At 59.4% G+C, this 24,534-nt stretch carries 24 protein-coding genes; 15 read left to right on the forward strand and 9 right to left on the reverse strand.

The window, feature by feature from the left end:
* Positions 1–2: 2 nt before the first annotated feature.
* Positions 3–1,577: a RimK family ATP-grasp domain-containing protein gene (locus tag HV782_RS15665; RefSeq protein ID WP_123468922.1), complete on the reverse strand. Its 1,575-nt coding sequence runs from the start codon at positions 1,575–1,577 to the stop codon at positions 3–5.
* A gap of 92 nt (positions 1,578–1,669) precedes the next feature.
* Between HV782_RS15665 and HV782_RS15670 the strand changes: the two genes are divergently transcribed.
* Positions 1,670–2,770 carry a GNAT family N-acetyltransferase/peptidase C39 family protein gene (locus tag HV782_RS15670; protein ID WP_186746934.1) on the forward strand — a complete coding sequence of 367 codons (1,101 nt, stop codon included), beginning with the start codon at positions 1,670–1,672 and terminating at the stop codon, positions 2,768–2,770.
* A gap of 140 nt (positions 2,771–2,910) precedes the next feature.
* On the opposite strand, the gene HV782_RS15675 is transcribed toward HV782_RS15670, so the two are convergent.
* A complete protein-coding gene (locus HV782_RS15675; protein WP_123468926.1) occupies positions 2,911–4,056 on the reverse strand; it encodes a PQQ-dependent sugar dehydrogenase in 1,146 nt (381 codons plus the stop codon).
* Positions 4,057–4,106: 50 nt separating this feature from the next.
* Entirely contained in the window at positions 4,107–4,448 is a 342-nt protein-coding gene (locus tag HV782_RS15680) for a hypothetical protein (protein WP_186746932.1), read from the reverse strand.
* 199 nt (positions 4,449–4,647) lie between these two features.
* Between HV782_RS15680 and ku the strand changes: the two genes are divergently transcribed.
* On the forward strand, positions 4,648–5,514 hold the full coding sequence (gene ku / locus HV782_RS15685) for a non-homologous end joining protein Ku (protein WP_123468930.1): 867 nt from the start codon (positions 4,648–4,650) through the stop codon (positions 5,512–5,514).
* A 142-nt stretch (positions 5,515–5,656) separates the two neighbouring features.
* Here ku and lpxO read toward each other — a convergent pair whose 3' ends face one another.
* Positions 5,657–6,556 carry a lipid A hydroxylase LpxO gene (gene lpxO, locus HV782_RS15690; protein ID WP_123469190.1) on the reverse strand — a complete coding sequence of 300 codons (900 nt, stop codon included), beginning with the start codon at positions 6,554–6,556 and terminating at the stop codon, positions 5,657–5,659.
* 379 nt (positions 6,557–6,935) lie between these two features.
* Here lpxO and HV782_RS15695 point away from each other — a divergent pair, with 379 nt between their 5' ends.
* Both HV782_RS15695 and HV782_RS15700 read left to right on the forward strand, forming a co-directional pair.
* Positions 6,936–8,522, forward strand: a complete 1,587-nt coding sequence (locus tag HV782_RS15695; RefSeq protein WP_123468932.1) for an ABC-F family ATPase — start codon at positions 6,936–6,938, stop codon at positions 8,520–8,522.
* 222 nt (positions 8,523–8,744) lie between these two features.
* Positions 8,745–9,932 carry an MFS transporter gene (locus tag HV782_RS15700; protein ID WP_186746929.1) on the forward strand — a complete coding sequence of 396 codons (1,188 nt, stop codon included), beginning with the start codon at positions 8,745–8,747 and terminating at the stop codon, positions 9,930–9,932.
* A 42-nt stretch (positions 9,933–9,974) separates the two neighbouring features.
* Here the strand turns inward: HV782_RS15700 and HV782_RS15705 are convergent, their stop codons facing one another.
* Both HV782_RS15705 and HV782_RS15710 read right to left on the reverse strand, forming a co-directional pair.
* Complete coding sequence (locus HV782_RS15705; protein ID WP_123468937.1) at positions 9,975–11,012, reverse strand: alpha/beta hydrolase family protein; 1,038 nt, start codon at positions 11,010–11,012, stop codon at positions 9,975–9,977.
* Between the two features lie 237 nt (positions 11,013–11,249).
* Complete coding sequence (locus HV782_RS15710) at positions 11,250–11,861, reverse strand: FMN-dependent NADH-azoreductase (protein ID WP_123468939.1); 612 nt, start codon at positions 11,859–11,861, stop codon at positions 11,250–11,252.
* Positions 11,862–11,988: 127 nt separating this feature from the next.
* Between HV782_RS15710 and HV782_RS15715 the strand changes: the two genes are divergently transcribed.
* Both HV782_RS15715 and HV782_RS15720 read left to right on the forward strand, forming a co-directional pair.
* Positions 11,989–12,897 (forward strand): LysR substrate-binding domain-containing protein, encoded by a 909-nt coding sequence (locus HV782_RS15715; protein ID WP_123468941.1) that lies wholly within the window; start codon positions 11,989–11,991, stop codon positions 12,895–12,897.
* On the forward strand, positions 12,894–13,253 hold the full coding sequence (locus tag HV782_RS15720; RefSeq protein WP_123468943.1) for an MmcQ/YjbR family DNA-binding protein: 360 nt from the start codon (positions 12,894–12,896) through the stop codon (positions 13,251–13,253). Before HV782_RS15715 ends, HV782_RS15720 begins: the two co-directional genes overlap by 4 nt.
* Before the next feature lie 29 nt (positions 13,254–13,282).
* Here the strand turns inward: HV782_RS15720 and HV782_RS15725 are convergent, their stop codons facing one another.
* Positions 13,283–13,711 carry a DUF1294 domain-containing protein gene (locus HV782_RS15725; protein ID WP_186746927.1) on the reverse strand — a complete coding sequence of 143 codons (429 nt, stop codon included), beginning with the start codon at positions 13,709–13,711 and terminating at the stop codon, positions 13,283–13,285.
* The gene (locus HV782_RS15730) at positions 13,708–14,538 is read right to left on the reverse strand and encodes an undecaprenyl-diphosphate phosphatase (protein WP_186746925.1); all 831 of its coding nucleotides are present in this window, start codon (positions 14,536–14,538) and stop codon (positions 13,708–13,710) included. The genes HV782_RS15725 and HV782_RS15730 overlap by 4 nt, the downstream gene beginning before the upstream one ends.
* A gap of 302 nt (positions 14,539–14,840) precedes the next feature.
* Here HV782_RS15730 and HV782_RS15735 point away from each other — a divergent pair, with 302 nt between their 5' ends.
* From HV782_RS15735 to fapF, 9 genes are all read left to right on the forward strand, one after another.
* Positions 14,841–16,475 (forward strand): methyl-accepting chemotaxis protein, encoded by a 1,635-nt coding sequence (locus HV782_RS15735; RefSeq protein WP_186746923.1) that lies wholly within the window; start codon positions 14,841–14,843, stop codon positions 16,473–16,475.
* 183 nt (positions 16,476–16,658) lie between these two features.
* Complete coding sequence (pnuC, locus tag HV782_RS15740; protein WP_186746920.1) at positions 16,659–17,222, forward strand: nicotinamide riboside transporter PnuC; 564 nt, start codon at positions 16,659–16,661, stop codon at positions 17,220–17,222.
* A complete protein-coding gene (locus HV782_RS15745) occupies positions 17,219–17,743 on the forward strand; it encodes an AAA family ATPase (RefSeq protein ID WP_128615494.1) in 525 nt (174 codons plus the stop codon). The genes pnuC and HV782_RS15745 overlap by 4 nt, the downstream gene beginning before the upstream one ends.
* Positions 17,744–18,102: 359 nt before the next feature.
* Positions 18,103–18,552 (forward strand): functional amyloid chaperone FapA, encoded by a 450-nt coding sequence (fapA, locus tag HV782_RS15750; protein WP_128615492.1) that lies wholly within the window; start codon positions 18,103–18,105, stop codon positions 18,550–18,552.
* Position 18,553: 1 nt separating this feature from the next.
* Positions 18,554–19,129, forward strand: a complete 576-nt coding sequence (gene fapB / locus HV782_RS15755; protein WP_128615491.1) for a fibril amyloid subunit FapB — start codon at positions 18,554–18,556, stop codon at positions 19,127–19,129.
* A gap of 73 nt (positions 19,130–19,202) precedes the next feature.
* On the forward strand, positions 19,203–20,210 hold the full coding sequence (gene fapC, locus HV782_RS15760; RefSeq protein WP_186746918.1) for an amyloid-like fimbrin subunit FapC: 1,008 nt from the start codon (positions 19,203–19,205) through the stop codon (positions 20,208–20,210).
* A 63-nt stretch (positions 20,211–20,273) separates the two neighbouring features.
* Positions 20,274–20,954: a fibril amyloid maturation endopeptidase FapD gene (gene fapD / locus HV782_RS15765; protein ID WP_186746915.1), complete on the forward strand. Its 681-nt coding sequence runs from the start codon at positions 20,274–20,276 to the stop codon at positions 20,952–20,954.
* Between the two features lie 44 nt (positions 20,955–20,998).
* Positions 20,999–21,745, forward strand: coding sequence for a fibril amyloid subunit FapE (gene fapE, locus HV782_RS15770; protein ID WP_186746913.1), 747 nt, complete (start codon positions 20,999–21,001; stop codon positions 21,743–21,745).
* A gap of 45 nt (positions 21,746–21,790) precedes the next feature.
* Positions 21,791–23,098 carry a fibril amyloid transporter FapF gene (gene fapF, locus HV782_RS15775; protein WP_186746911.1) on the forward strand — a complete coding sequence of 436 codons (1,308 nt, stop codon included), beginning with the start codon at positions 21,791–21,793 and terminating at the stop codon, positions 23,096–23,098.
* A gap of 99 nt (positions 23,099–23,197) precedes the next feature.
* Here the strand turns inward: fapF and HV782_RS15780 are convergent, their stop codons facing one another.
* Positions 23,198–24,523, reverse strand: coding sequence for a sigma-54 dependent transcriptional regulator (locus HV782_RS15780; RefSeq protein WP_016983762.1), 1,326 nt, complete (start codon positions 24,521–24,523; stop codon positions 23,198–23,200).
* Positions 24,524–24,534 lie beyond the last annotated feature (11 nt).

Consider the following 24,534-nt stretch of genomic DNA (forward strand, 5'->3'; position numbering starts at 1 on the left):
GGTCACCAGGCCTGGCCGCGACGCTTCAGTTCCAGCCGTCGCACGAACTCTTCCAGTACCAGTGAATACAGATCGTCCTGCAAATACGCGTCTTCGATGCCGGCGTCGAGGTTGGGGTTGTCGTTGACTTCGATCACCACCACCTTGTCGCCGGCCTGTTTCAGATCGACGCCGTAGAGACCGTCGCCAATCAGGTTGGCCGTCTTCACCGCCAACTCGACCACTGCCCGGGGCGCCTCGTGCACCGCCAGCGTCCGGCACTCGCCGTTGACGTCCTGGCCCTTGGCCTTGTGGTTATAGATCTGCCAGTGGCCCTTGGACATAAAGTACTGGCAGGCGAAGATCGGTTTGCGGTTGAGCACGCCGATGCGCCAGTCGTACTCGGTGTAAAAAAACTCCTGGGCCAGCAACAGCACCGAGTGCTCGAACAGCTCGGCGGTGGCTTCGAGCAAGGCTTGCTGGCTCTCGACCTTGATCACACCACGGGAAAAACAACCATCGGGAATCTTCAGCACCAAGGGAAACCCGAGGCGCTCGCCCACCCGCTCGAAGTCTTCGGGTCGCTCCTTGTAGAGAATTTCGGTGGCGGGCATGCCCAGTTGATGGCTGTTGAGCAAGTCGGTCAGGTAGACCTTGTTGGTGCAGCGCAGAATCGACGTCGGGTCATCCATCACCACCAGCCCTTCGCTTTCAGCCTTTTTCGCGAAGCGGTAAGTGTGGTTGTCGACGCTGGTGGTTTCGCGGATCAGCAAACCGTCGTACTCGGCCAGGCGCGCATAGTCCTTGCGCTCGATCAGTTCGACATCAATGCCCATGGTCTTGCCGACCCGGACGAAATTCTCCAGCGCTTTGGCGTTGGAAGGCGGCAAGGCTTCTTGCGGATCGTGCAAGATCGCCAGGTCATAACGCGCCACTTGCGGAGAACGCGGAACACGCCAGATTTTACGGCTGAAGCCATCCAGCGCATTGGCAAACTGATCTTCCTGATCATCGCGCAACTTATGCAACGCGCCGGACTTTATACCTTCGATGTGCCAGCCGTTAGTTCGACCGAACTCCACTAACAGGATCGGACACGGAAACACTTCAAACAACTGCCGGGCCAAATCCTGCAGCGGTTCGATATGCGTCCGGCCGAAATACAGGGTCAGGGTAAAGCCTTCGGTATCGCTGTAGAGATGATGACTGAGGGCTTTTTCGAGGGTTTTATCCAGGTCGTCCAGTGCCAGCCCGTACAGCGACTTCCGGGTCAGTTCACTGATCGTGCGTACTGACGGAATCACCTTGTGCCCGCGGGCTTCGGCCAACAGCGAGCAGTAATAACCGTGGCCCAGGTACTTGTAACTGCGGCACAGATTGATCACCTGCACCCGCTTGCCGGGTTCGGCTTCGCGGGTCTGTTCCAGATATTCCTGGGCGGTGACGATGCCTTCGCTGGGAAAATACGAGGCCCAGTCTTCCTTGCGTTCGACAATGATCAGCACTTGACTGGAAGTTCTCGCCGTTGAATTTAAATAAGTTGCCGCCGGCAAACTTTGCTCGGATACTTCGCGCCAATGACCCTGTACCGCTGACATAGAGATTGATCCGTTGGAGAACAAGACCATTTCTATTAAGCACGAAGTTTTTCGAAAGTCCCGTTTCGTTACGCAACTTTTACGGTGGTCATATGAGTGCTGTTTTTCGTCTGGCGGTAGTTGAAGATTTGCCGGCGCTGCTGGCATTGGAAATGCAATGTTTCACCACGGACCGGCTCACGGCGCGCAGTTTTCAGTGGATGATTACTCGCGCCCATGGCCAGTTGCTCGTGGCGGAGCGCGAAGGCCAATTGCTCGGTTACGCCTTGGTCCTGTTTCATCGTGGCACGTCGCTGGCGCGGTTGTACTCCATCGCGATCGCCAGCGAGGCGCGCGGCGGCGGATGGGGCAAGCAACTGCTGCAACGCATCGAAGCCATCGCCCTGGAACACGATTGCGCCTACCTGCGTCTTGAGGTGCGGATCGACAACCCCGCCGCCATTGCCCTGTACGAACGTAACGGCTACCGGCGCTTTGCCCTGATACACGATTACTACGAAGACCATGCCGACGCCTTGCGCCTGGAAAAACGCATTCTTCAGCATCGCGACTCACGCAACATAAAGGTGCCCTACTACCCGCAAACCACTGAATTCACCTGCGGCCCGGCCTGCCTGTTGATGGCCATGGGCGCGTTGCAATCGCAGCGCTTGCTGGAGCGACGCGAAGAATTGCAGCTCTGGCGTGAAGCAACCACAGTGTTCATGACCTCCGGGCACGGTGGCTGCAGCCCGCAAGGTCTGGCGCTGGCCGCGTGGTGCCGCGGCTTTCGCGTGCGCTTGCAAGTCAGCCTGGCAGGTCCCCTGTTTCTCGACGGCGTGCGCGATGCGCATAAAAAAGACGTCATGCGCCTGGTCCATGAGGAATTCACCGCGCAGCTGGCAGAGACCGATGTCGAGTGTCTGATCGGTACACCGCTGGATCTACCCCGCTTGCTGGATACGGGCGGGCAGCCTCTGGTGTTGATCAGCAGTTACCGGCTGACCCGCTCCAAGTCGCCGCACTGGGTGGTGGTGACCGACTGCGACGAAGATTTCGTTTACCTGCATGACCCCGATGTCGATCACAGCCAGCATCGGCAGCCCATGGACTGCCAGCATGTACCGGTCAGTCATGGCGAGTTCGAGAAGATGTGCCGGTTTGGCCGGGGCAAGTTGCGGGCGGCGGTGGTGTTGTATACCCGCGAGCAATGAGCAGGATCGCTTTTGTGGCGAGGGGATTTATCCCCGTTGGGTCGCGTAGCGGCCCCCTGTGAGAAGCAGGTGACTGCTGCGCAGTCCAACGGGGATAAATCCCCTGGCCACAGTTAGGTGGATTGCCTCCTTGGGAGGTGTTACTTCAGGCCGAGTTTGTAGAGTGATCCATTCTCTTCATCCGTCAGCACATACAAGTAACCGTCCGGCCCTTGGCGCACATCGCGAATCCTCTGTTTCAGCTCGCCCAGCAACCGCTCTTCATGCACCACCTTGTCGCCATCGAACTGCAGGCGAATCAGCTCCTGAGTCGCCAGCGCGCCGATAAACGCGTTGTGTTGCCACGGTTTGAAGCGGTCACCGTCATAGAACGTCATGCCGCTGACGCCCGGCGACTTTTCCCAGACATGATGCGGCGCGACCGTGCCTTCAGCGGTTTCACCCTGCGCTTCGGGAATCGGTTGCATCGAGTAGTTGATGCCGTGGGTCGCCAACGGCCAACCGTAGTTTTTCCCGCGTTCAATGATATTCACCTCATCGCCACCCCGAGGCCCGTGCTCGTTTTCCCACAGGGTGCCCGTCCATGGGTTGAGTGCCGCGCCCTGCGGGTTACGAATGCCATAGGCCCAGATCTCCGGGCGCACGCCGGACTGGCCCACGAATGGATTGTCGTCCGGCACTCTGCCGTCGGGATAGAGACGTACGATCTTGCCCTGCAATTTGTCGAGGTCCTGTGCGGTCGGCCGATCGTTGTTCTCGCCCAGGGTGATAAACAGATAACCGTCGCGATCGAACACCAGACGCGAGCCGAAATGATTGCCCACCGACAACTTCGGCTCCTGACGAAAGATCACCTTGAAGTCCTTGAGGCTCTTCAGGTCCTCCGACAAGCGCCCGCGCCCGACCGCCGTCCCGGCCTTGCCCCCTTCAGCACCGCCCTCGGCGTAGGACAGATACACAAGCCGGTCGGCCTTGAAGTCCGGCGACAACACGACATCGAGCAAACCGCCCTGCCCCTTGGCCCAGACTTCCGGGACCCCGTCGATGGGCGCGGACAGCTTGCCGTCGGCCGCGACGACCCGCAGGTTGCCCGGCCGCTCAGTCACCAGCACGCCTTGCCGATCAGGCAAAAAGGCCAGCGCCCAGGGATGCTCCAGCCCTTGGGCCAGAGTGGTGACTTCAAGACTGCCCTGTTCGCTTTGCAGCGCCTTGGGGGCGGCGGCATGTACCGGGACGCTGATCAGCGCGCCGGCGCACAGGCTGGCTAAAAGGGTTTTACGCAACATGCACGATTCCTTTTGTCATTTGAAAGGCTGACAGAACGCGGTCCTGCCGTTCAACGGTTGCTGCCGGTATCCCGCGAGGGCGGGTTGGGAATGAACGTGGGTGGCGTGGCCGGCACTGAGCGAATCGGCTGGCCGTTGCCGATACCGCGGTTCTCTACGGTGGGCTGACGCGGTGTCGGTACGGTGTTCGGCCCGCGCACGGGCGGCGTGCTGGGCTGGGTGCCCTGCATGCTGTTGGGGTTGGCCCGGCGAATCGGGCTGTTATAGGGATTGTTGCTGTTGCCGGCAGGACTTTGCGCAAGCAGCAACGGCGCGGATGGCCTCGGGGCTTCAGCGTGAGCCAGGCCGGCACTGAGAGCCAAGGCAACGATGCCAAGCAGAAAGCGGTTCATGAAGCAGCCTCTCGATGCGCAGGGAATGGGCTGGGGTTGCAGCGTTCGAGTCCACGCTACGCTCAGGGTTCGGATTTGTTAACCCGTCCGCTTTAAACAACATGTAACACGACTTGACTGCTGCGCCTGCTGAAGCGCAGTCAGCGGAAACTTTCGTGGCGCGCTCAAGGTCACCTGATCATCACGTGGAGAACACATCATGGCTCGGGCAATCTGGAAAGGCGCGATCAGTTTCGGTCTGGTTCACATCCCGGTCGCGCTGGTGTCGGCGACCGCCTCGCAAGGCGTCGACTTTGACTGGCTCGACAGCCGCAGCATGGACCCGGTGGGCTATAAACGGGTGAACAAGGTGACCGGCAAAGAGGTCACCAAAGACCATATCGTCAAGGGCGTGGCTTACGAAAAAGGTCGGTATGTGGTGCTCAGCGAGGAGGAAATTCGCTCGGCGCACCCGGTGTCCACCCAGACCATTGATATTTTCTCGTTTGTCGAGGCTGATCAGATTCCCCTGCAAAACATCGATACGCCCTACTACCTGGCACCGGACAAACGGGGCGGCAAGGTCTACGCGCTGCTGCGTGAAACCCTGAGCAAGACCAACAAAGTCGCCCTCGCTCGGGTGGTGCTGCATACGCGCCAGTATCTGGCCGCGCTGATGCCGCTGGAGTCGGCACTGGTGCTGGTGAAGTTACGCTGGCCGCAGGAAGTCCGCGGGCTCGACGAGCTGGATCTGGGCAGCGAAGTGACCAAGCCGCAACTGGCCAAGGGCGAACTGGACATGGCCAGGCGCCTGGTTGAAGACATGAGCGCAGACTGGAAGCCCGAAGACTACAAGGACGAGTTCGAAGCCAAGATCATGGCGCTGGTCGAGAAGAAAGCCCATGAAGGCAAGATCGAGGATGTCGAGACTGTGGGTGGCGAAGAGGAGCGCAAAACGGCGGATGTTATCGACTTGACCGAGCTGCTCAAACGCAGTCTGGGTGGGAAAGCAGCGGCAAAACCCAAGGCAAAATCAGCGAAGCCGGCCAAGGCGGCCCCGGCGAAAAAGACCAAGAAGGCTTCTTGATCACTTGCGCCGATGGTCAGGGCCCCTTCGCGGGCAAGCCCGCTTCGACAGGGGCTGGTGTGATGCGCAGAACTCATTCACAGCGCCAGAACCTGTGGAAGCGGGCTTGCCCGCGAAGGCGGCCCCACAGGCGCCGCGGTCTTCAGATCAGGATGAAGATCGCCAGCAAGCCAGCGAAAATCGCCCATTTCTCCAGGTAATACCGCATGCGGTTGCGTTTTTTCAGCTCTTTGCCGCGCAGGCGAATCTTGTAGATTCTGGTAAACAGACGGTTGATGCCGCCGGTTTTGTCGCCGGCATCATTCGGGGCACCCGCCGCCGACATTACCGTGCGGCTGAACCACCGGTTGAACGCCGCCGCCCAGCGGTACTTCATCGGGCGCTCGATGTCGCAGAACAGGATGATGCGGTTCTTGTCCGTGGCGTTTTCGGCGTAATGGATGAACGTCTCATCGAACACCACCGCCTCGCCGTCGCGCCAGTGGTAGTTCTCACCGTCAACGTTGATGTAGCAACCGGCGTCATTGGGCGTATCCAGGCCCAGGTGATAGCGGTAAGAACCGGCATAGGGGTCGCGGTGCCGTACCAGTTTCGACCCCGGCGGCAGTTCGGCGAACATCGCCGCCTTGATCGAGCCGATGCTTTGCACCAGTTCCGTGGTGCGCGGGCACAGCTTCATCGCCGATGGATGACTTTCGCCGTACCACTTCAGGTAGAAACGCTTCCAGCCGCTTTTGAAGAACGAGTTGAAACCGACGTCATCGTACTGGTTGGAGCGCTTGATCTCGCCGGCACGCAACAGATTCTGGCCTTCTTCGCGGATCTCCTGCCAATGCGCCTGCAACGGGCTGAGATCAGGAAACTCCGCCGGATTCAGGTAAGGCTTGCTGGGGATCTTCGAGAACAAATAAAGGAAGCAGTTGATCGGTGCGAGGAAGGTCGAGTGATCGCTCAGTTGCCGACCCAGTTTGTGACGCACACGCCCCCGCAGGTGAACGTATGCAATGGAAATGACATAAATAGCAGCAATGATGAGTTTCACGGAAATCGTCACACGTCAGAAGTGAACAAACTGCGCACCTGGCGGCTCGGGGCCGGGCGTCTTATGCAGTGGTCTGGAAACAGATGGCACGTCCTTGAGCCGACGCCGGAGTGGGCGCCGGGCGAATGGATGGCATTTTAGCCATACTTTGTAACCGATGGTGAACCTCATCTGTGAAAAACTGTCCGCTGAATCAGCCAAACAGCAGCCGCGGCATCATCGCCCTATCGTTTAAAGAGCCAGACCAGTACAATCGCCGCCAAACTTTACGCGCCCCCCTTGGTTGATGACGGGACTGTCCCGCTTCAGCGCACTTCGACTCGGGCCCAGCGCTCCGGCCGCACCCTCGCAATTTAAGAATGCTTCGCAGGAAAAACTCTTGATTTCTACAGCTAACATCACGATGCAGTTCGGCGCCAAGCCGCTCTTCGAAAACGTTTCGGTCAAATTTGGCGCGGGCAACCGCTACGGCCTGATCGGCGCCAACGGTTGCGGCAAGTCGACCTTCATGAAAATCCTCGGCGGCGACCTTGATCCGTCCGGCGGCCAGGTCATGCTCGAGCCGAACGTGCGTCTGGGTAAATTGCGCCAGGACCAGTTCGCGTACGAAGAATTCACCGTGATCGACACCGTGATCATGGGTCACGAAGAGCTGTGGAAGGTCAAGGCAGAACGCGACCGCATCTACTCACTGGCGGAAATGTCTGAAGAAGACGGCATGGCCGTGGCCGAGCTGGAAACCGAGTTCGCTGAAATGGACGGCTACACCGCCGAATCCCGTGCTGGCGAGCTGCTGCTGGGTCTGGGCATTCCACTGGAACAGCATTTCGGCCCGATGAGCGAAGTCTCCCCAGGCTGGAAACTGCGCGTATTGCTGGCTCAGGCCCTGTTCTCCGATCCCGAAGTGCTGTTGCTCGACGAACCGACCAACCACTTGGACATCAACACCATTCGCTGGCTGGAAAACATCCTGACTCAGCGTAACAGTCTGATGATCATCATCTCTCACGACCGTCACTTCCTGAACAGCGTGTGCACGCACATGGCTGACCTGGATTACGGCGAGCTGCGCCTGTTCCCGGGCAACTACGACGAGTACATGACCGTGGCGACCCAGTCCCGCGAGCAACTGCTGTCGGACAACGCCAAGAAGAAGGCGCAGATTTCCGAGCTGCAATCGTTCGTCAGCCGCTTCTCGGCCAACGCCTCGAAAGCCAAACAGGCCACTTCCCGCGCCAAGGCGATCGACAAGATCCAACTGGCCGAGGTCAAGCCTTCCAGCCGCGTGAGCCCGTTCATCCGTTTCGAGCAGAACAAAAAGCTGCACCGCCAGGCGGTCATGGTCGAAAAGATGGCCAAAGGTTTCGACGGCAAGCCACTGTTCAAGGACTTCAGCTTCCAGGTTGAAGCCGGCGAGCGCGTAGCGATCATCGGTCCGAACGGTATCGGCAAGACCACCCTGCTGCGCACCCTGGTCAATGAACTGACCCCGGATGCCGGTAGCGTCAAGTGGACCGACGCCGCAGAGCTGGGCTACTACGCTCAGGACCACGCGCACGACTTCGAAGACGACGTGACCCTGTTCGACTGGATGGGTCAGTGGACTCAGGGCGAGCAGATGATTCGCGGTACTTTGGGCCGCATGCTGTTCTCCAACGACGAGATCCTCAAGTCGGTCAAGGTGATTTCCGGTGGTGAGCAAGGTCGCATGCTCTTCGGCAAGCTGATCCTGCAAAAGCCGAACGTGCTGATCATGGACGAACCGACCAACCACCTGGACATGGAATCGATCGAGGCGCTGAACCTGGCGCTGGAGAACTACCCGGGCACGCTGATCTTCGTCAGCCACGACCGTGAGTTCGTATCGTCCCTGGCCACGCGCATCATCGAGCTGAGCCCGAATGGCGTGACTGACTTCAGCGGCACTTACGATGACTACCTGCGTAGTCAGGGTGTGGTGCTCTAAGAGCAGCTGCCAGCGTTAAGCCGCGAGCCTCAAGCAAAAGCCCTGTCCATGTGACGGGGCTTTTTGCATTTCAGAGCCAGTAGTTATCCGAGTACCGACACAATCGCGAGCAGGCTATCAGCAACAATCGGGATAGCCAGGAAAATAGTTAGCCTGCTTCCTTTTGTTCCAGCGCCAAGCCATCATGCCGACTCTCCCACCGCCGCCCGCGAACGAGTCCTCATGTCTGCGCAGCAACCGCCCCCGCAGAGCACCATGGCGATCACCCTGCAGATCGTCTCCATCGTGTTCTATACCTTTATCGCTTTCCTCTGCATCGGCCTGCCGATCGCGGTGTTGCCCGGTTACGTCCATGAACAGTTGGGGTTCAGCGCCATTGTGGCGGGGCTGGTGATCGGCTCACAGTACCTGGCCACCCTGCTCAGCCGGCCAATGGCCGGACGCATGTCGGACACCATCGGCACCAAACGCGCGATTGTTTATGGCTTGTCGGGGATTGCGCTCAGTGGCTTGTTGACGCTGATCTCGTCGTTGCTGCAAGACTACCCGCTGCCGAGCCTGCTGATTTTGATTGTCGGACGCCTATTGCTCGGGGTCGCACAGGGCTTGATCGGGGTCGGCACCATCAGTTGGTGCATGGGCCAGCTCGGTGCCGAGCACACCGCAAGGTCTATCGGCTGGAACGGCATTGCCTCCTACGGCGCGATTGCGATTGGCGCGCCGCTGGGCGTGGTCATGGTCGCCGATTACGGTTTTGCCAGCCTCGGCATCGCGCTGTCAGTACTGGCGGCGGGCGCTCTGGTGCTGATCCGCAATAAACCCTCAGTGCCGGTGGTGCGCGGTGAACGGCTGCCTTTTTGGGCAGTGTTCGGGCGCATTGCACCGTTTGGCGCCAGTTTGAGTCTGGCGTCTATCGGTTACGGCACGCTGACTACCTTCATCACTCTGTATTACCTCAATCGGGGTTGGAGCGGCGCGGCGTATTGCCTGACGGTGTTTGGCGTATGTTTCATCGTGTCGCGGCTGCTGTTCATTTCGGCAATCAGTCGTTTTGGCGGATTCAATTCAGCGATTGCCTGCATGACCATCGAAACCGTTGGCCTGGTGCTGTTGTGGCTGGCCCCGTCCACCGCGTTCGCGTTGATCGGGGCGGGCCTGGCGGGTTTTGGCTTGTCGCTGGTGTACCCGGCACTGGGTGTTGAGGCGATCAAGCAGGTGCCCAACTCCAGCCGGGGTTCGGGGTTGGGCGCGTACGCGGTGTTCTTCGATCTGGCGCTGGCGATTGCCGGGCCGCTGATGGGCGCGGTGGCGCTGAATTTGGGGTATTCGTGGATTTTCTTCAGTGCAGCGCTACTGTCGGTGACCGGGCTGGGGTTGACCTTGCTGCTCAAGCGCCGGGCGATGTCTTGACTGGACAGCCCCCTGCAGGAGTGAGCTTGCAAAGGACCAGGATCATTGATCCGCCGTTTGCATCCCCGCCCGACTCGGCTTGCCCAGCGTGCGCGAGAAGAATTGCCCGGCTTCGGAGATCAGGTTGCGGTGGATGTCTTCGCGATCCACGCCGTCGGCGTCGGTGCACAGCGCCGGCATGGCGCGGATCTGCTCTTCGTTGCACGGCGCCATGAACACGAAGTGCCCTGCCCCCGCGAGCAGTTTGAAGTCCGGGGCAGTCGGCAGTTTGCGTGCCAGAGCGGCGGCGTTTTTGTCGAAAGCCACCAGTTTGTCGCCATCGCCGCTGTACAGCAGCACCGGCACATGTACGTCCGCCAGGGTGTGGCGCCCGAACTTCAGACTCAGTGGCGCCATCAGCAGCAGCGCATGCACGCGCGAATCGGCCACTGGCTGCAAGTCATCGCGATCGACGATCAGCTCGCCCTGAGTGTTGCAGGCATCGCGGTCGTCGGGGCGTTCCAGGCAGTAACGGCGCAGACGATCGAGATCCGGCTGCGCGCCAGAGAGGATCAGCGCGGTCTCGCCGCCGGCCGAATAACCAATCACGCCGACCTGATCGGCATTCACGAATGGTGAAAGCATCGGGTCGCCGAGGGTGGCGGTGATCGCTTCGGAAATCTGGATCGGCCGCCCGTAGAGGTTGCTCAACGTGCCGAGTCGGCTGTGGTCTTTGGAGTTGTCGCCGGGATGAATCACCGCGACCACGACAAAACCCTTGCGGGCCAGCGAGGTGGCCAGGTCATGCAGCGCGATGGGGGTGCCGGTGTTGCCGTGGGACAGCATCAACATCGGAAAGCGGCCAATGGCGACCTTGGTGTCTTCGCCAGCCTCGACCTTGTAGCCTTCAAGCAGGCTGGTGTGTTCACGATCGCTGGAAGGATAGAACGCGATGGCGCGCATCGGTTGCAGGTCCAGCGGATCGAGGAATGTCATCTCGTGGTAACCGACACTCCACACGGGGTGTCGCCCGGGCGCGGCATGCACTGAACCGAGGCTGCCAAGCAGGCAAATCAGTAACGTTGCACAAAGACGCATCATGGGATGGCCCACCCTGTGTTACTCAAGCGAAAGATCCTTTATGTTCCGACACGCCCGAAACCCTGAGGTTCGGTGATCCGGCGCGGCGTTGCACGCAGACGTTGATCGTTTGATTGCATAACCCGGGCCAGATTATGCAACAGTCAGAAACAAAAAACTCTGTACCTAGCCCTTGCGGAACCAGAATACAGAGTTTTTTGGGCCTTGCCTGAACATCAGCTGTTCTTTACGCAAGCCTTACGCGGCGGCAAACAGTTGCTCGCTGATCTTCGCTTGAGCGGCGGTCATGGCGTTGTTGCGCACTTCCTCACCATACGCCAGGCCTTCGGCGCGGACGATTTCGATATCGGTGATGCCGAGGAAGCCCAGCACCAGCTTCAGATACTCTTCGTGGGCGATGCCACTGGCCTGGCCAGCATGAATGCCGCCGGAGGTGGAAACGATCACCACTTTCTTGCCACCGCACAGGCCTTCAGGGCCGGCTTCGGTGTAACGGAAGGTCTGGCCGGCGACGGCAACGCGGTCGATCCAGGCCTTGAGCTGGGTCGGCACGGTGAAGTTGTACATCGGTGCCGCGATCACTACGGCGTCAGCGGCGATGAACTCGGCCAGGGTCGAGGCGCTCAGTTCGGCTTCGTGCTGTTGTGCGGCGTTGCGCAGTTCTGCAGTCGTCCCGGCGGCAACCAGGGTGGTCGACGAGAAGTGGCTGATGGCGTCAGCGGCGAGGTCACGGTAAGTCACCACAGCAGTTGGCTCGGCGGCTTGCCAGGCTTTGACGACTTGGCTGCTCAACTGACGGGAAGCCGAGTTGTCGCCCAGAATGCTCGAATCGATATGCAGCAGTTTCATGTGGAATCTCCTGGAATGAATCGCCGGTGGCGACGGAATGGAGACAATCCTACGGAAGAAACCAATAGATGATTAGCCGCCGACAATGCGATAGTTCGTCCCACTGATAGAACAGTTGGATATCACCATGCAAGATCTCAACGATCTCTACTATTTCGCCAAGGTGGTCGAAGCCGGTGGCTTTGCGGCGGCCGGCCGTTTGTTGGGCATTCCCAAGTCGCGCCTGTCGCGACGCATTGCCGAACTGGAAGAACGCCTCGGCGCACGTTTGCTGCAACGCACCACGCGCCAGTTGAACCTCACCGCGGTTGGCGAACGCTATCTGCGCCACTGCCAGGCCATGTTACTGGAAGCGGAAATGGCCGATGAAGCCGTCGCCAGCATGTCCAGCGAACCGCGTGGGCGCCTGCGGGTGTCCTGCCCGACCGGTCTGGCGCGGGAAATGTTGCCGTGGGTGATCAGCGATTTTCTCGGCAAATTCCCCCAGGTGCAGCTGGAAGTGGTCCTGCTGAACCGGCGGGTGGACCTCGTGGCCGAGGGCTTCGATGTCGCGCTGCGAGTACGCGAATCGGGTGACGAAGACCCGCTGCTGGTCACCCGGCGCCTGCGCCAGGCGCAGACAGTCGTGGTGGCGAGCCCGGCGTTCGCCGAGCGGCAGTCGATCAGCCATCCGCAGGATTTGAAGAACCTGCCGGTGCTCGGCGCACTGGAAGCCGATCGCCTGGTCCATGTGCGCCTGCTCGACCAGCACGGCAAAAGTTTCGAGTTGAATATGGAGGCACGGCTGGGTATCGACGACTTTATAGTGCGCAAGGCCTGCGTGCTGGCCGGCCAGGGTTTCACCCTGCTGCCGATGATGTACTGCGAAGAGGAACTGCAGAACGGCTCGCTGGTGCAACTGCTGCCCGAATGGTCGTTGCCCGGCGGCTGGCTGCAAGCGGTGTACCCGCATCGACGCGGGGTGATGCCGGCGGTGCGCGCGTGGATCGACCACCTGGTCGAATCGTTCAATGCCTGTGGGGAGCGGTTGTTATGAGCAAGGGAAAGATGAGCGAAGCCGACGTGGCAGCGTTCTGCCTGGCGTTGCCGGGCGCTCGAGAGGATTACAAATGGGGCGGCGTGCGGGTGTTCTCGATTGCCGGTAACAAGATGTTCGCCTTGCAGGGTTTGCGCGGCGATTCGCTGGCATTCAAGGTCGACAAGGATCTGTTCCTCGGCCATTGCGACCGCCCGGGCATTCACCCGGCGCCGTATCTGGCGCGGGCGCAGTGGATCATCATGCACCCGCCCTACCCGCTGGGTGCGGAGGAACTGCAGGGATTGCTGATGCGTTCGCATCAACTGGTGGTGAGTAAGTTGCCCAAGAAAACCCGAATCGGATTATTGCTTTGACGCCAATCCTGTAGGGGATTGGCTGATTCTCAGAACAATGAAAGCAGGTTCGCGCCGAGGAACAACTGGTCGATCCAGAACACCTGGTGCAATGCCACAATCACCCAGAACAGAATCTGAAACGACACTTTGCGCGTCTTGTGCCGGAGCACTTGCTGGGCAATCAACGCGCCCGGCCAGCCGCCGGCCAGTTCCACGGCGTGGAGAATGTTTTCCGGCGTGCGCCATGCATCGGCGCGTGCCTTGCGCTTGTCCGCCCAATACATGAAGAACGCCAGCACACTGACCACACCATAGGCGGTCAGTGGCACCAGCGAGATCCCGCGCAGCCACATCGACAGCGAACCGAACAGCGGCAACGCACAGACGATCGCCAAAACCAGCAGTTTCAGCTTCAGGTTCTGAATACTGCCGCCTGACGGACGACCCTCCGGGCGACGTGCACGGGAGTCACTCATGGTTTGGCGGCCGACCAGTCCACCCAGCCGAACTGCCAGGTCGCCAGAATCACCAGACCGAAGACAATCCGGTACCAGGCAAACGCCGCATAGCTGTGGCTGGCGATGAATTTGAGCAAGCCGCGCACGGCGATCATGGCGAAAATAAACGCCGTGACGAAGCCGATGGCGAACACCGGAACGTCCGCCGGCACAAACAGATGACGGTACTTGTAGCCCGAGTAAACGGCGGCACCGACCATGGTCGGCATGGCCAGAAAGAACGAGAACTCGGTCGCGGTCTTGCGCGACAAGCCGAACAACAGCCCGCCAATGATGGTCGAGCCAGAACGCGACGTACCGGGAATCATTGCCAGGCACTGGGCGAAGCCGACTTTCAACGCGTCTTTCCAGGTAATTTCGTCGACCGTTTCGGCATGCACTTGATGTTGACGCTTTTCCGCCCACAACATGATGAGGCCACCGATCACCAGCGCCGTCGCAACGGTGATAGGGTTAAACAGGTATTCGTGGATCAGGTCGGCAAACACCACCCCGAGCACGACGGCCGGCAGGAAGGCGATCAGCAGATTGGCGGTAAAGCGCCGTGCACTCGGTTGGGTCGGCAAGCCGATGACCACGTCGGCAATCTTGCGCCGGAACTCCCAGACCACCGCGAGAATCGCGCCGAGCTGGATAATGATGTTAAACGCCATGGCCCGTTCGCCGCCGAAATCGAGCAAATCGGCAACGATGATCTGGTGTCCGGTACTGGAAATGGGCAAAAACTCCGTAAGCCCTTCTACAACGCCTAGTATCAGTGCCTGCAAGGCCGTCCAAAGATCCATCAATCCCCCAAAGAGCGATGCACGCCGGCATGCTCCGATAGTATTTTTTGGTTCACTGCGTTCAGCGTAGCTGTTTATGGCTGTACCGATTCCGCGCGCACAGGATCTACACGAAACGGTCAAAATTCCGTGAAATATCAACTTGGATTCAGGTTTTCACGCGCGGGGCCGAAATCCTAACAGACAAGCCCTAATAGCGCTGTCGCGTTATTCGACTTGGGTCGCGTATGCCCGCCCACGAAATCGTGGTTGGATGCTGGCGGTGCTTTATTACAAGAAAAAGAATCCGGAGTGACAGCGTTATGAACAGCTTGCGCAGTGTGTCGATCAGCCGACGCTTGTGGCTCATTTTGATTGTGGCGGTGGTCATGTTGCTGACCTTGGGCGTGTTGATGCTCAAGCAGATCCACGACGACCTGTATCACGCCAAAGCCCAGAAAACCCAACACGTGGTGCAGACCGCCAGTGGCCTGCTGAGCTATTACCACGACCTTGAAACGGCCGGCACCCTGAGCAAAGAGGCCGCGCAGAAGCAGGCGCTCACCGCCATCCGTGGCTTGCGCTACGACCAGAGCGATTACTTCTGGATTAACGACCTCACGCCCGTGATGGTCATGCACCCGACCAACCCGAAACTCGAAGGCCAGAACCTCTCGGCGATCCGCGATCCGGACGGCTTTGCGGTGTTCAACGAGATGGTCGCCATCGCCCGATCCAAAGGCGCCGGCATGGTCAATTACCGCTGGCCGAAACCCGGTGCGAGCGAGCCGGTGGCCAAGACCTCCTACGTCAAACTGTTCGAACCGTGGGGTTGGGTGCTGGGCTCCGGCGTGTATATCGACGATGTTCAGGCCGAGTTTCAGGGCCAGGTGATCAAGGCGTCGGTAATCGGCCTGGTCATCGCACTGATCATGGCCATGCTGGTGATCCTTATCGCGCGCAGCATCGTTCGTCCGCTGCAGGAAACCGTGAACGCCATGGCCAACATCGCCAGCGGCGAAAGCGATCTGACCCGTAGCCTCGATACTCACGGCAAGGATGAAGTCACTGAGCTGGCGCATCACTTCAACGCGTTCACCGCCAAACTGCGCCGAGTGATCGGCGACTTGCAGGTGTCGGCCAGTGCCCTTGGCCAGTCGTCCAGCGAGCTGGGCAACGATGCCACGCAGGCGCAGCAACGTAGCCAGCAGCAGTCGCAGCAGATGGAGCTGGTAGCCACCGCGATCAACGAAGTGACCTACGGCGTGCAGGATGTGGCGAAAAACGCCGAGCATGCCGCTGCCGAAATGCGTGACGCCGAAGCACAGGCGCAACAGGGCCAGATCAACATCGACGGCAGTTTGCAGCAGATCGACCGGCTATCCGGCACCATCGACCAGGCCGTGGAGGTGATTCACACCCTCGCCGCCGAGAGTACGCAAATCGGTAGCGTGCTGGAGGTGATTCGCTCGATTGCCGAACAGACCAACCTCCTCGCCCTCAACGCCGCCATCGAAGCCGCGCGGGCCGGCGAGCAAGGTCGCGGCTTTGCCGTGGTGGCCGATGAAGTGCGCCTGCTGGCTCAGCGCACGCAGAAGTCGACCGCAGAGATCCAGTCGATGATCGAGCGCTTGCAGAATCATTCCGAGGCAGCGGTCAAGGTCATCGGCGACAGCAGCAAGGCGTCGCAGCTGACCATTGAGCAGGCCGGACTGGCTGGGGCAAGTCTGAATGCCATCGGCCAGGCCTTGCGCAATCTCAATGGCCTGAATGCCTCGATCGCCAGCGCCACCCTGCAACAGGCGCACGTGGTCGAGGACATCAATCAGAACGTGACTCAGGCGGCCGGGTTATCCCATAGCACGGCGCTGGCGGCAGAACAGTCGAGCGTGGCCAGTGTGAGGCTGGGGCAGTTGAGTGAACAACTGAACCAGTTGCTGCGCCAGTTCCGCGTCTGACCTAAATCACAATGAGGGCGTCAGCCTGTTAGCCATCAGTTGTGTCAGACACCCATTCAGTGTCTGACCTACCGCCATCGCCAGCAGGTTGGCTCCCACAGGTCTTCGTGGGGCGACGTTTAATCCGCCAACAGCGTTTTTGGGTACAATCCGCCCCCTCCTCAATTCCTCCAAGGAACCCACATGTCCGGGCTTGAACTGTTTGCCGCCGCCCTCGGCGTGATCGCCGTCTGGCTGACGGTCAAACAGAATCCATGGTGCTGGCCGATCGGGTTGGTCATGGTGCTGCTGTACAGCTGGATCTTCTATGACGTGAAGCTGTACTCGGACATGTTGCTGCAAGTGATCTACGCCGCGCTGCAAGTCTACGGCTGGTGGCAATGGACCCAGGCCGGGACGATGCACGATGGCCGTGAAGTGACACGTCTTGATCGACGTTCGCTGCTGATCGGCCTGAGCATCGGCGCCGTCGGCAGCGGGCTGCTTGGCGCCGCCATGGCCTACTGGACCGACGCTGCACAGCCGTGGCTCGACGCAGCGCTCACCGGTTTCAGCCTGGTGGCGCAACTGTGGATGGCGCAGAAACGTCTGCAATGCTGGGTGTTGTGGTTCGTGCTCGACGTGATTTTCGTCGGCCTCTTTCTTTATAAAGGCCTGTACCTCACGGCTGCCCTCTATGGGTTGTTCACGCTGATTGCGGTTCAGGGCTTTCGCGAATGGCGCGCCGACCCGGCGTTGCGCCCATGAAAGTGGTGGTGCTGACCGGCCCCGAATCCACCGGCAAGAGCTGGCTGGCAGCGGGCCTTCAACAACAGTTCGGCGGCGTGCGGGTGGACGAATATGTACGCTGGTTCATCGAGCAGAATCCGCGTGACACCCGCTTGAGCGATATTCCCCAGATCGCTCGAGGCCAGTTGCAATGGGAAGATCAGGCGCGTGCGCAACGCCCCTCGCTGCTGATTCTCGACACCCACCTGCTGAGCAATATCCTCTGGAGCCAGACGTTGTTCGGCGATTGCCCGGACTGGCTGGAACCGGAACTGCTGGCCCGGCATTACGATCTGCACCTGCTGTTGTCCCCGGAACACATCGACTGGACCGACGACGGCCAGCGCTGTCAGCCGGATCTGGACCAGCGCCTGGCGTTTTACCAAGCCACGCACAATTGGCTGCAAACCCATCATCAGCGCTATCAGGTGATTCAGGGCGATTGGGCCGGGCGTCAGGCCCAGGCCTTTGCTGCGGTGGCGGATCTACTGGCTGCCTGACCCGGCTTAACGCGCGCCTTTCCCCTGCGGGTACTCCCTGTTTTGAGGGCAAAGTGTCCGTTCCTGAAACACTCGCCCGAGTGCAAAGTGGCCGTTTCAGCGGCATTCTTCGCTTTGTCACACGAGGTGTTACACCAGTGAAACACCTCCGCGCAAACCCTTGTTCCAGAGCTTTATGGCACCAACAGACGACCTCACAGCCGGGTGGCTGTATCAGCGTTGAAACAGGTTATGTTTCATTAGCGCACACCTTTCTCACAACCCATTGAATTTAAAAAATAATTCAAAAGCGGCACAGCTTTCGCTCTCTCCTTCCCAACGCTGACAAGAGCCAGCCCACTGAAGAAGGAATTGCCGCCGTGGGGAACTTCAATAAAGGCCTGACCTGCCTTCTGCTGATTGGATCGGCAGCCAGCACATTCATCAGTTTCAACGTTCAGGCCGAAGGCAATGGCGTGATCGTTCTTAACCGCGACGTCCAGCCCATTCCCATCGGGCGCAGCGGCGGCAAAGACCCCTATCCCACCACGGTCAATGCCAACCCTTCCAGTCGAATCAATCAAGCGATGACCAGCACCGAACTCAATGACGGTGACTTTGCCAGTGTCGCCAGCGGCAGTTCGATTCGCAGCAACGTGATCACGCCGAACTCGGACATGCCCGGCATGAACGTACTGACCAACCCCAACGGCCTGCCAGGCATGAGTGGCGGACACGGCGGCGGTGGCGGCGGCACGATTTCCAACACGATCAATCGCTCGCTGAGCAGCGGTCTGGCACCGCTGACCCGCATGGCTGGAGGCCAATGAGATGAATCATTCCCTTCTGCTGCTTGCCCTTTTCGGCTGTGCCGGTGCAATGGCCGCCGATCCCGTTTCAGTGAACAACGCCGACATTCAGGACACCGGTATCCAGTACCGCGGCAACTTCAACGTTAACCAGGCCGCCGGCGACCAGATGCAACAGACCAACACCAAGGCGATCGCCATCGGCACCAATGCCAGCGCTACGACCATCGTCAGGCAAACACTTGATACACCTGCCAACCCGTCGATGAACGCCAGCACCACCATTGGCGGCAATTCTTTCAGTAATGGTAACGGGATCCTGGGTGTGAACCAGGGTGCCGGTGCCAACAACCAGATGGCCAACGTGACACGCGTCAGCATCAGTGCTGCCCCGCAGAGCGTTGACGACAGTGCCCTTTCACAACAGAACGTGGCGCTTTTACCGAGCTCAGGAGCAACTGGTACCTCATCCGGCAGTCGCCAGGTCACGACAAGTGATCAGGCCTTCACCGGCAGCCGAGGGGTAATCCAGGTGAACCAGAGTGCCGGGGTGGGGAACCGAATGGCTAACACCCTGAGCATCCGGGTCGCAGACTGACCCAAACAACAAAAGCAGTGCAATTAGAAAGTACCAACACTTAACCAACTAATAAGCACGATGGAGAAACACCATGAAACCTACAATGGCTCTCAAACCACTGGTTTTCGCACTTGCAGCAGTGATGGCAATCGCAGCACAGGCAGGCGGTCGTGATGACGATCATGGTAACGGGCACGGCAATGGTCATGGCAACCATGAACCAAAAGGCCCTACCCTGGAACAACTTCTGCAAATCGGCGCCGGCGCTGGTGCTGCCGTACTCGACACGCAGAACAGCGATGGCAACCTGGTTGGCAACCAAGGCACCAAAAATGATGCCTCCGTTCGCGACTCCGCCAATGGCACCAACGGCAACGTCGGCATGAACAACACCGCCGGGGATGGCAACCAACAAGACAACGCCGCTGCACTGGCAACTGCCGACGAAAGCTTCATCTTCGGCAGTGCCGTGTCCGTTTCCAGCGCGACTCAGGTCAACAACAACAACGCGGTTGCCAACTACTCCACAACCAACAATGCCAGCCTCAACAACGTGGGTAACGGTGGTTCCGGCAACATCGGTGTGAACAACAGTGCCGGCAACTTTAACCAACAGAAAAACAACCTGGCCATCGCTGTATCCGGTGGTCGTGTAGCTAACGCTGCTGCCGCTGCCAACCAAAGCTCCACTGGGTTGACTGTGTCCAACAACGGCACTCAAACCTACAAAACCGATACTCTGAGAGGCACCTTCACCGCTGCCGGCGCATTCGTGGCAGCTGGCAAAGCGACCATCGAAGGCGACAAAGGCCATGGTGGTGGCGGTTATGGCGACAACGACCGTGGTAATGGCGGCTACGGCGGCAGCAAAGATCAGAAAGCGACCTTTGAAGCTGTCGGCATCTTCGGTCTCGCTGGTGTAACCACGCAACAAGTGCTGACCCCAGACGGCTGGAAAAACCCTGTGACCAACAATGCAAACATCTCCAACGTTGGTAACAACTTCTCCGGCAACGCTGGTTACAACAACGCCGCAGGTGTTGGCAACCAACAAAGCAACTCGCTGTCCATCGCTGCAGGTTGCAAAGCCTGCATGTAATCGCGATCGAAACGAAAGCCCCGGAAACGGGGCTTTTCCTCAGTCCGCAAAGGCGTATCGATCATGCGTAAAACTGCCCTTTTCGCTCTGCTTTGTGTCTGTGGCCTGACTCAGGCCGGTCAGATGCCCGTGGCTGCCCTGCCCGGTGGCACGCTGATCTACAAGGACGTGCAAAGCATTCGTGAGCGCAAGTTTGCCGACATTGTCGAACAGAAAACCGATTTCAGCTGCGGCGCTGCCGCCCTGGCAACGGTGTTACGCCAGGCCTATTGGCTCGACGTCGATGAGGAGCACATCATCAAAGGCATGCTGGTCAACGCAGACCAGGACCTTGTTCGTACTCAAGGGTTTTCCATGCTCGACATGAAGCGCTACATAGAAAGCATCGGCATGCGCGCCAGGGGCTACAAGATCCCACCGGAAAAACTCGACGCTGTAACCATCCCGGTGGTGGTACTGATGGAAATTCGCGGCTACAAGCATTTCGTCGTGCTGCAGCGTTCGGACAAGGATTGGGTTTACATCGGAGACCCGGTACTCGGCCATAAACGCTACAAACATGATGACTTTGTCAAAGGTTGGAACGGCATCGTTTTCGCCATCGTCGGTCCCGGATATGACAAGGCCAACGCCTTGCGTAGCCCTCCTGTACCGCTGACGGCCAAGAACAAGCTAGATGGCTTCAACCCGGTCAAAGATGCTGAATTGATGGACTTCGGGTTCATACAGAGCGACTTCTTTTAATCGCCGATTATAAAGAATGGGGCTGGATGTCCCGGGAGCAGCAAATGAAAACCTCATACTGGCTGGCCGCCGCCTGCCTGGCAGCGAGCGCGTCAGGCTATGCCAATGCAGGATTCAAACCTATCGAGATACAGGACAAGGAGTTGTCCGAACTACGTGGTCGTTACGTCATGCCGGGGCGGATTATCAGCTTCGGCATTGTCATGAGCAGTACCTGGCGCAACGCCAGTGGCGATCTGATCGGGGCTTCGACCTCGATGCAACTTCAAGCTGCAACGGTAAAACCTGAATTCTATGTGCAAACGATCAAGGAGCACGGCAACGGCAGCACCCTCGCGACGGGTACCGGCACGATCTCCGGTGGCGCCGGCCTCAACAGCAGCCAGGGCGTGACCCAGAGCGTACGCGCCGCCGGCGACGGCAACACCGCCAATAACAATGTCGCCATCAATGTAAAAGAAGCCAACACCCCTCCACCACTGGCGCCCGCACAAGGCCAGGCCCTCATGGCCGGGCAGACCATCGGTGCCAGCAACGCCGCCGGCAGCGTCGCCGTTTCGGCCTCCGGCAGTGGCGTGCAGATGGCGATCCAGGCCTCGGGAAACCAGGGCACGGCGCTGCAACAAGTCGCTCAGGGTGGCCTGCTGCAGAACACGCGCTTGCTGGGCAGTGCCAACGTGGTCAACAACATGACTCAACTCAACGTCGTCCTGAACAATAACGGTATGAGCGCCGGTGCACTGGACTGCAACCTGACTCAACTCAGGGCACTACGCAATATCGGATATTGAACTACGCTGAGTCTCGATCATTGGGCTTAAAGGGACGGCTTATTCATGTATCGATCAGTATCACTGCGTGCCGCTGTATGTTTGAGCACACTTCTACCTGCAGCAATGCTGCAAGCGGCACCGGACGCCGACGTAGAGGCCCTGAAACAAGAGCTTCTGGAGCTGAAGCAACGCTACGAAGTACAACAAAAGGCCCTGGCGGTGCTCGAACAACGGGTCCGCCAGGTCGAAGACCAGCCGGCGGCACCGCAACCGAAACGTCTGGCCAAGTCGCCGTCTGACATGAAAGGCAATCCCAAAGTGGCTACCGGTACCGGTGCCGCCGCAGCGTCGGGGGGCGCGGCTGGGGGCAGTGGTGCTTCTTACGGGCAATCGCTGGCAGACGATTCGCAACCGGCACAGAGTGTGTCCAACCTGTACGACGAGGCCAGCGGCTTCTTCGGCGGGGGCAAATTCAGCGTTGAAACCGGCATCACCTATTCGCGCTACGACACCCGTCAGTTGATCCTCAACGGCTTCCTGGCACTGGACTCGATCTTTCTCGGCAACATCAACCTGGACCGGATCAAGGCCGACACCTGGACCCTCGACCTCACGGGTCGCTACAACTTCGACAACCGCTGGCAGTTCGACCTGAACGTGCCGGTGGTCTACCGCAGTTCGACTTATCAGTCCGGCGGCGGCAATGGCGGCGCATCTAACGTCACCACCGAACAGGACGTTGATCGCGATCCAACCATCGGCGACGTCAACTTCGGCATCGCCTACAAGTTCCTCGACGAGTCGGTCAACACGCCGGATGCCGTAGTCACCTTGCGCGTCAAGGCGCCTACCGGCAAGGATCCGTTCGGGATCAAACTGCGCCAGACCGACGCCAACTCCAACCTGTTCGTGCCGGACACCCTGCCGACGGGCAACGGCGTCTGGTCGGTCACGCCGGGGATCTCGCTGGTCAAGACGTTCGATCCGGCCGTGCTGTTCGGCAGCTTGTCCTACACCCACAACCTGGAGGAATCGTTTGACGACATCAGCTCCACCGTCAACCAGAAAAACCCGGGCAAGGTGAAGATCGGCGACAGCTTCCAGATCGGCGCCGGTGTCGCGTTTGCGCTGAACGAGAAGATGAGTATGTCGTTCTCGATGTCTGACCTGGTGCAGCGCAAGAGCAAGCTGAAACAGGATGGCGGCGATTGGCAATCGGTGGTGTCCAGCGACGCCAACGCCGGTTACTTCAACGTCGGCATGACCATTGCAGCCACCGACAACCTGACCATTGTTCCAAACCTGTCGATCGGTCTGACCGACGATGCCCCGGACTTTTCCTTTAGCCTGAAATTCCCGTACTACTTCTAAAGCCACAGCAAAAGATCGCAGTCTGCGGCAGCTCCTACAGAGATTACACATCTCTCATGCAGGAGCTGCCGCAGGCTGCGATCTTTTGATCTTCGGCGTCTAGCGAATCTGGTGTTTATGCAGCAGGCGATAAAACGTCGGCCGTGAAACCCCCAGTACCTTGGCCGCAACGCTCAGGTTATCGCTATGCCGGTTCAACACATCGCACAGCGCCTGGCGTTCGGCGCGAGTCTTGTAATCTTCCAGGGTGCCCATCGGCGTGGCGATCGAGTGCTGGCTGATCAGTCCCAGATCGCGGGCTTCAATCTGCCGGCCTTCAGCGAGCACCAGACCGCGACGCACGCGGTTGGCCAGTTCCCGCACATTGCCTGGCCAGTCATGCTTGCCCATCGCGATCAACGCATCTTCGCTGAAACTGCGCGGGCGTCGGCCGGTTTCGTGGCTGTAGAAGTGGGAAAAGTGGTTGGCCAGCATTGACAGATCGCCGTGGCGTTCGCGCAACGGCGCCGTGACCACTTGCAGCACGTTGAGGCGGTAATACAGGTCCTCGCGAAAGCGTTTTTTCTCGATAGCGGCTTCGAGATCAACGTGGGTCGCCGCCAACACCCGGACGTCGACCGGGATCGGCTGACTGCCGCCCACGCGTTCGATGTGTTTTTCCTGCAGGAAGCGCAACAGATTGGCTTGCAATTCCAGCGGCAGGTCACCGATTTCATCGAGAAACAGCGTGCCACCGTTGGCCGCTTCGATGCGCCCGACCTTGCGCTGATGCGCGCCGGTGAAGGCGCCTTTCTCGTGACCGAACAGCTCGGACTGAATCAAGTGCTCGGGTATCGCCCCGCAGTTGATGGCCACAAACGGTTTGCTGTGACGCTGAGACTGACGGTGCAAGGTGCGCGCGACCAGTTCTTTACCGGTACCGCTTTCGCCGCGAATCAAGACCGGCGATTCGGTCGGTGCCAGTTTGCTGAGCAACTTGCGCAGCTCGCGGATCGGTTTGCTGTCACCCAGCAATTCGTGTTCGGGCTGGTCGACATGAATCGTCCCCTGCCCGCGCAAGCGCGCCATGCCGAAGGCGCGGCCAAGAGTGACCTGGACCCGCGACACATCGAACGGCAAGGTGTGGAAATCGAAGAACCATTCACAAACGAAGTCGCCGACGTTCTGCAGCCGCAAAACTTCCTGATTCAGCACGGCAATCCATTCGGTGCCACTGCGGCTGATCAGTTCCTTGACGGCTTCGGGTCGCTCGAGGTGAAAAGGCTGCAAGCGCAGCAAGCCGACATCACAACTGCGGTCGGCAGCATTTTCCAGGGTACAGCTGTCGACATCCCACCCTACCGCGCGTAAACCGGGCAATAATCGGTGACAGTCGTCGCAAGGATCGACCACCAGTAAACGTCGTAACGCGGGCGCTTCGCTCATGACTGTTCCTT

It is taken from the genome of Pseudomonas monsensis, assembly GCF_014268495.2.
Classification (GTDB): domain Bacteria; phylum Pseudomonadota; class Gammaproteobacteria; order Pseudomonadales; family Pseudomonadaceae; genus Aquipseudomonas; species Aquipseudomonas monsensis.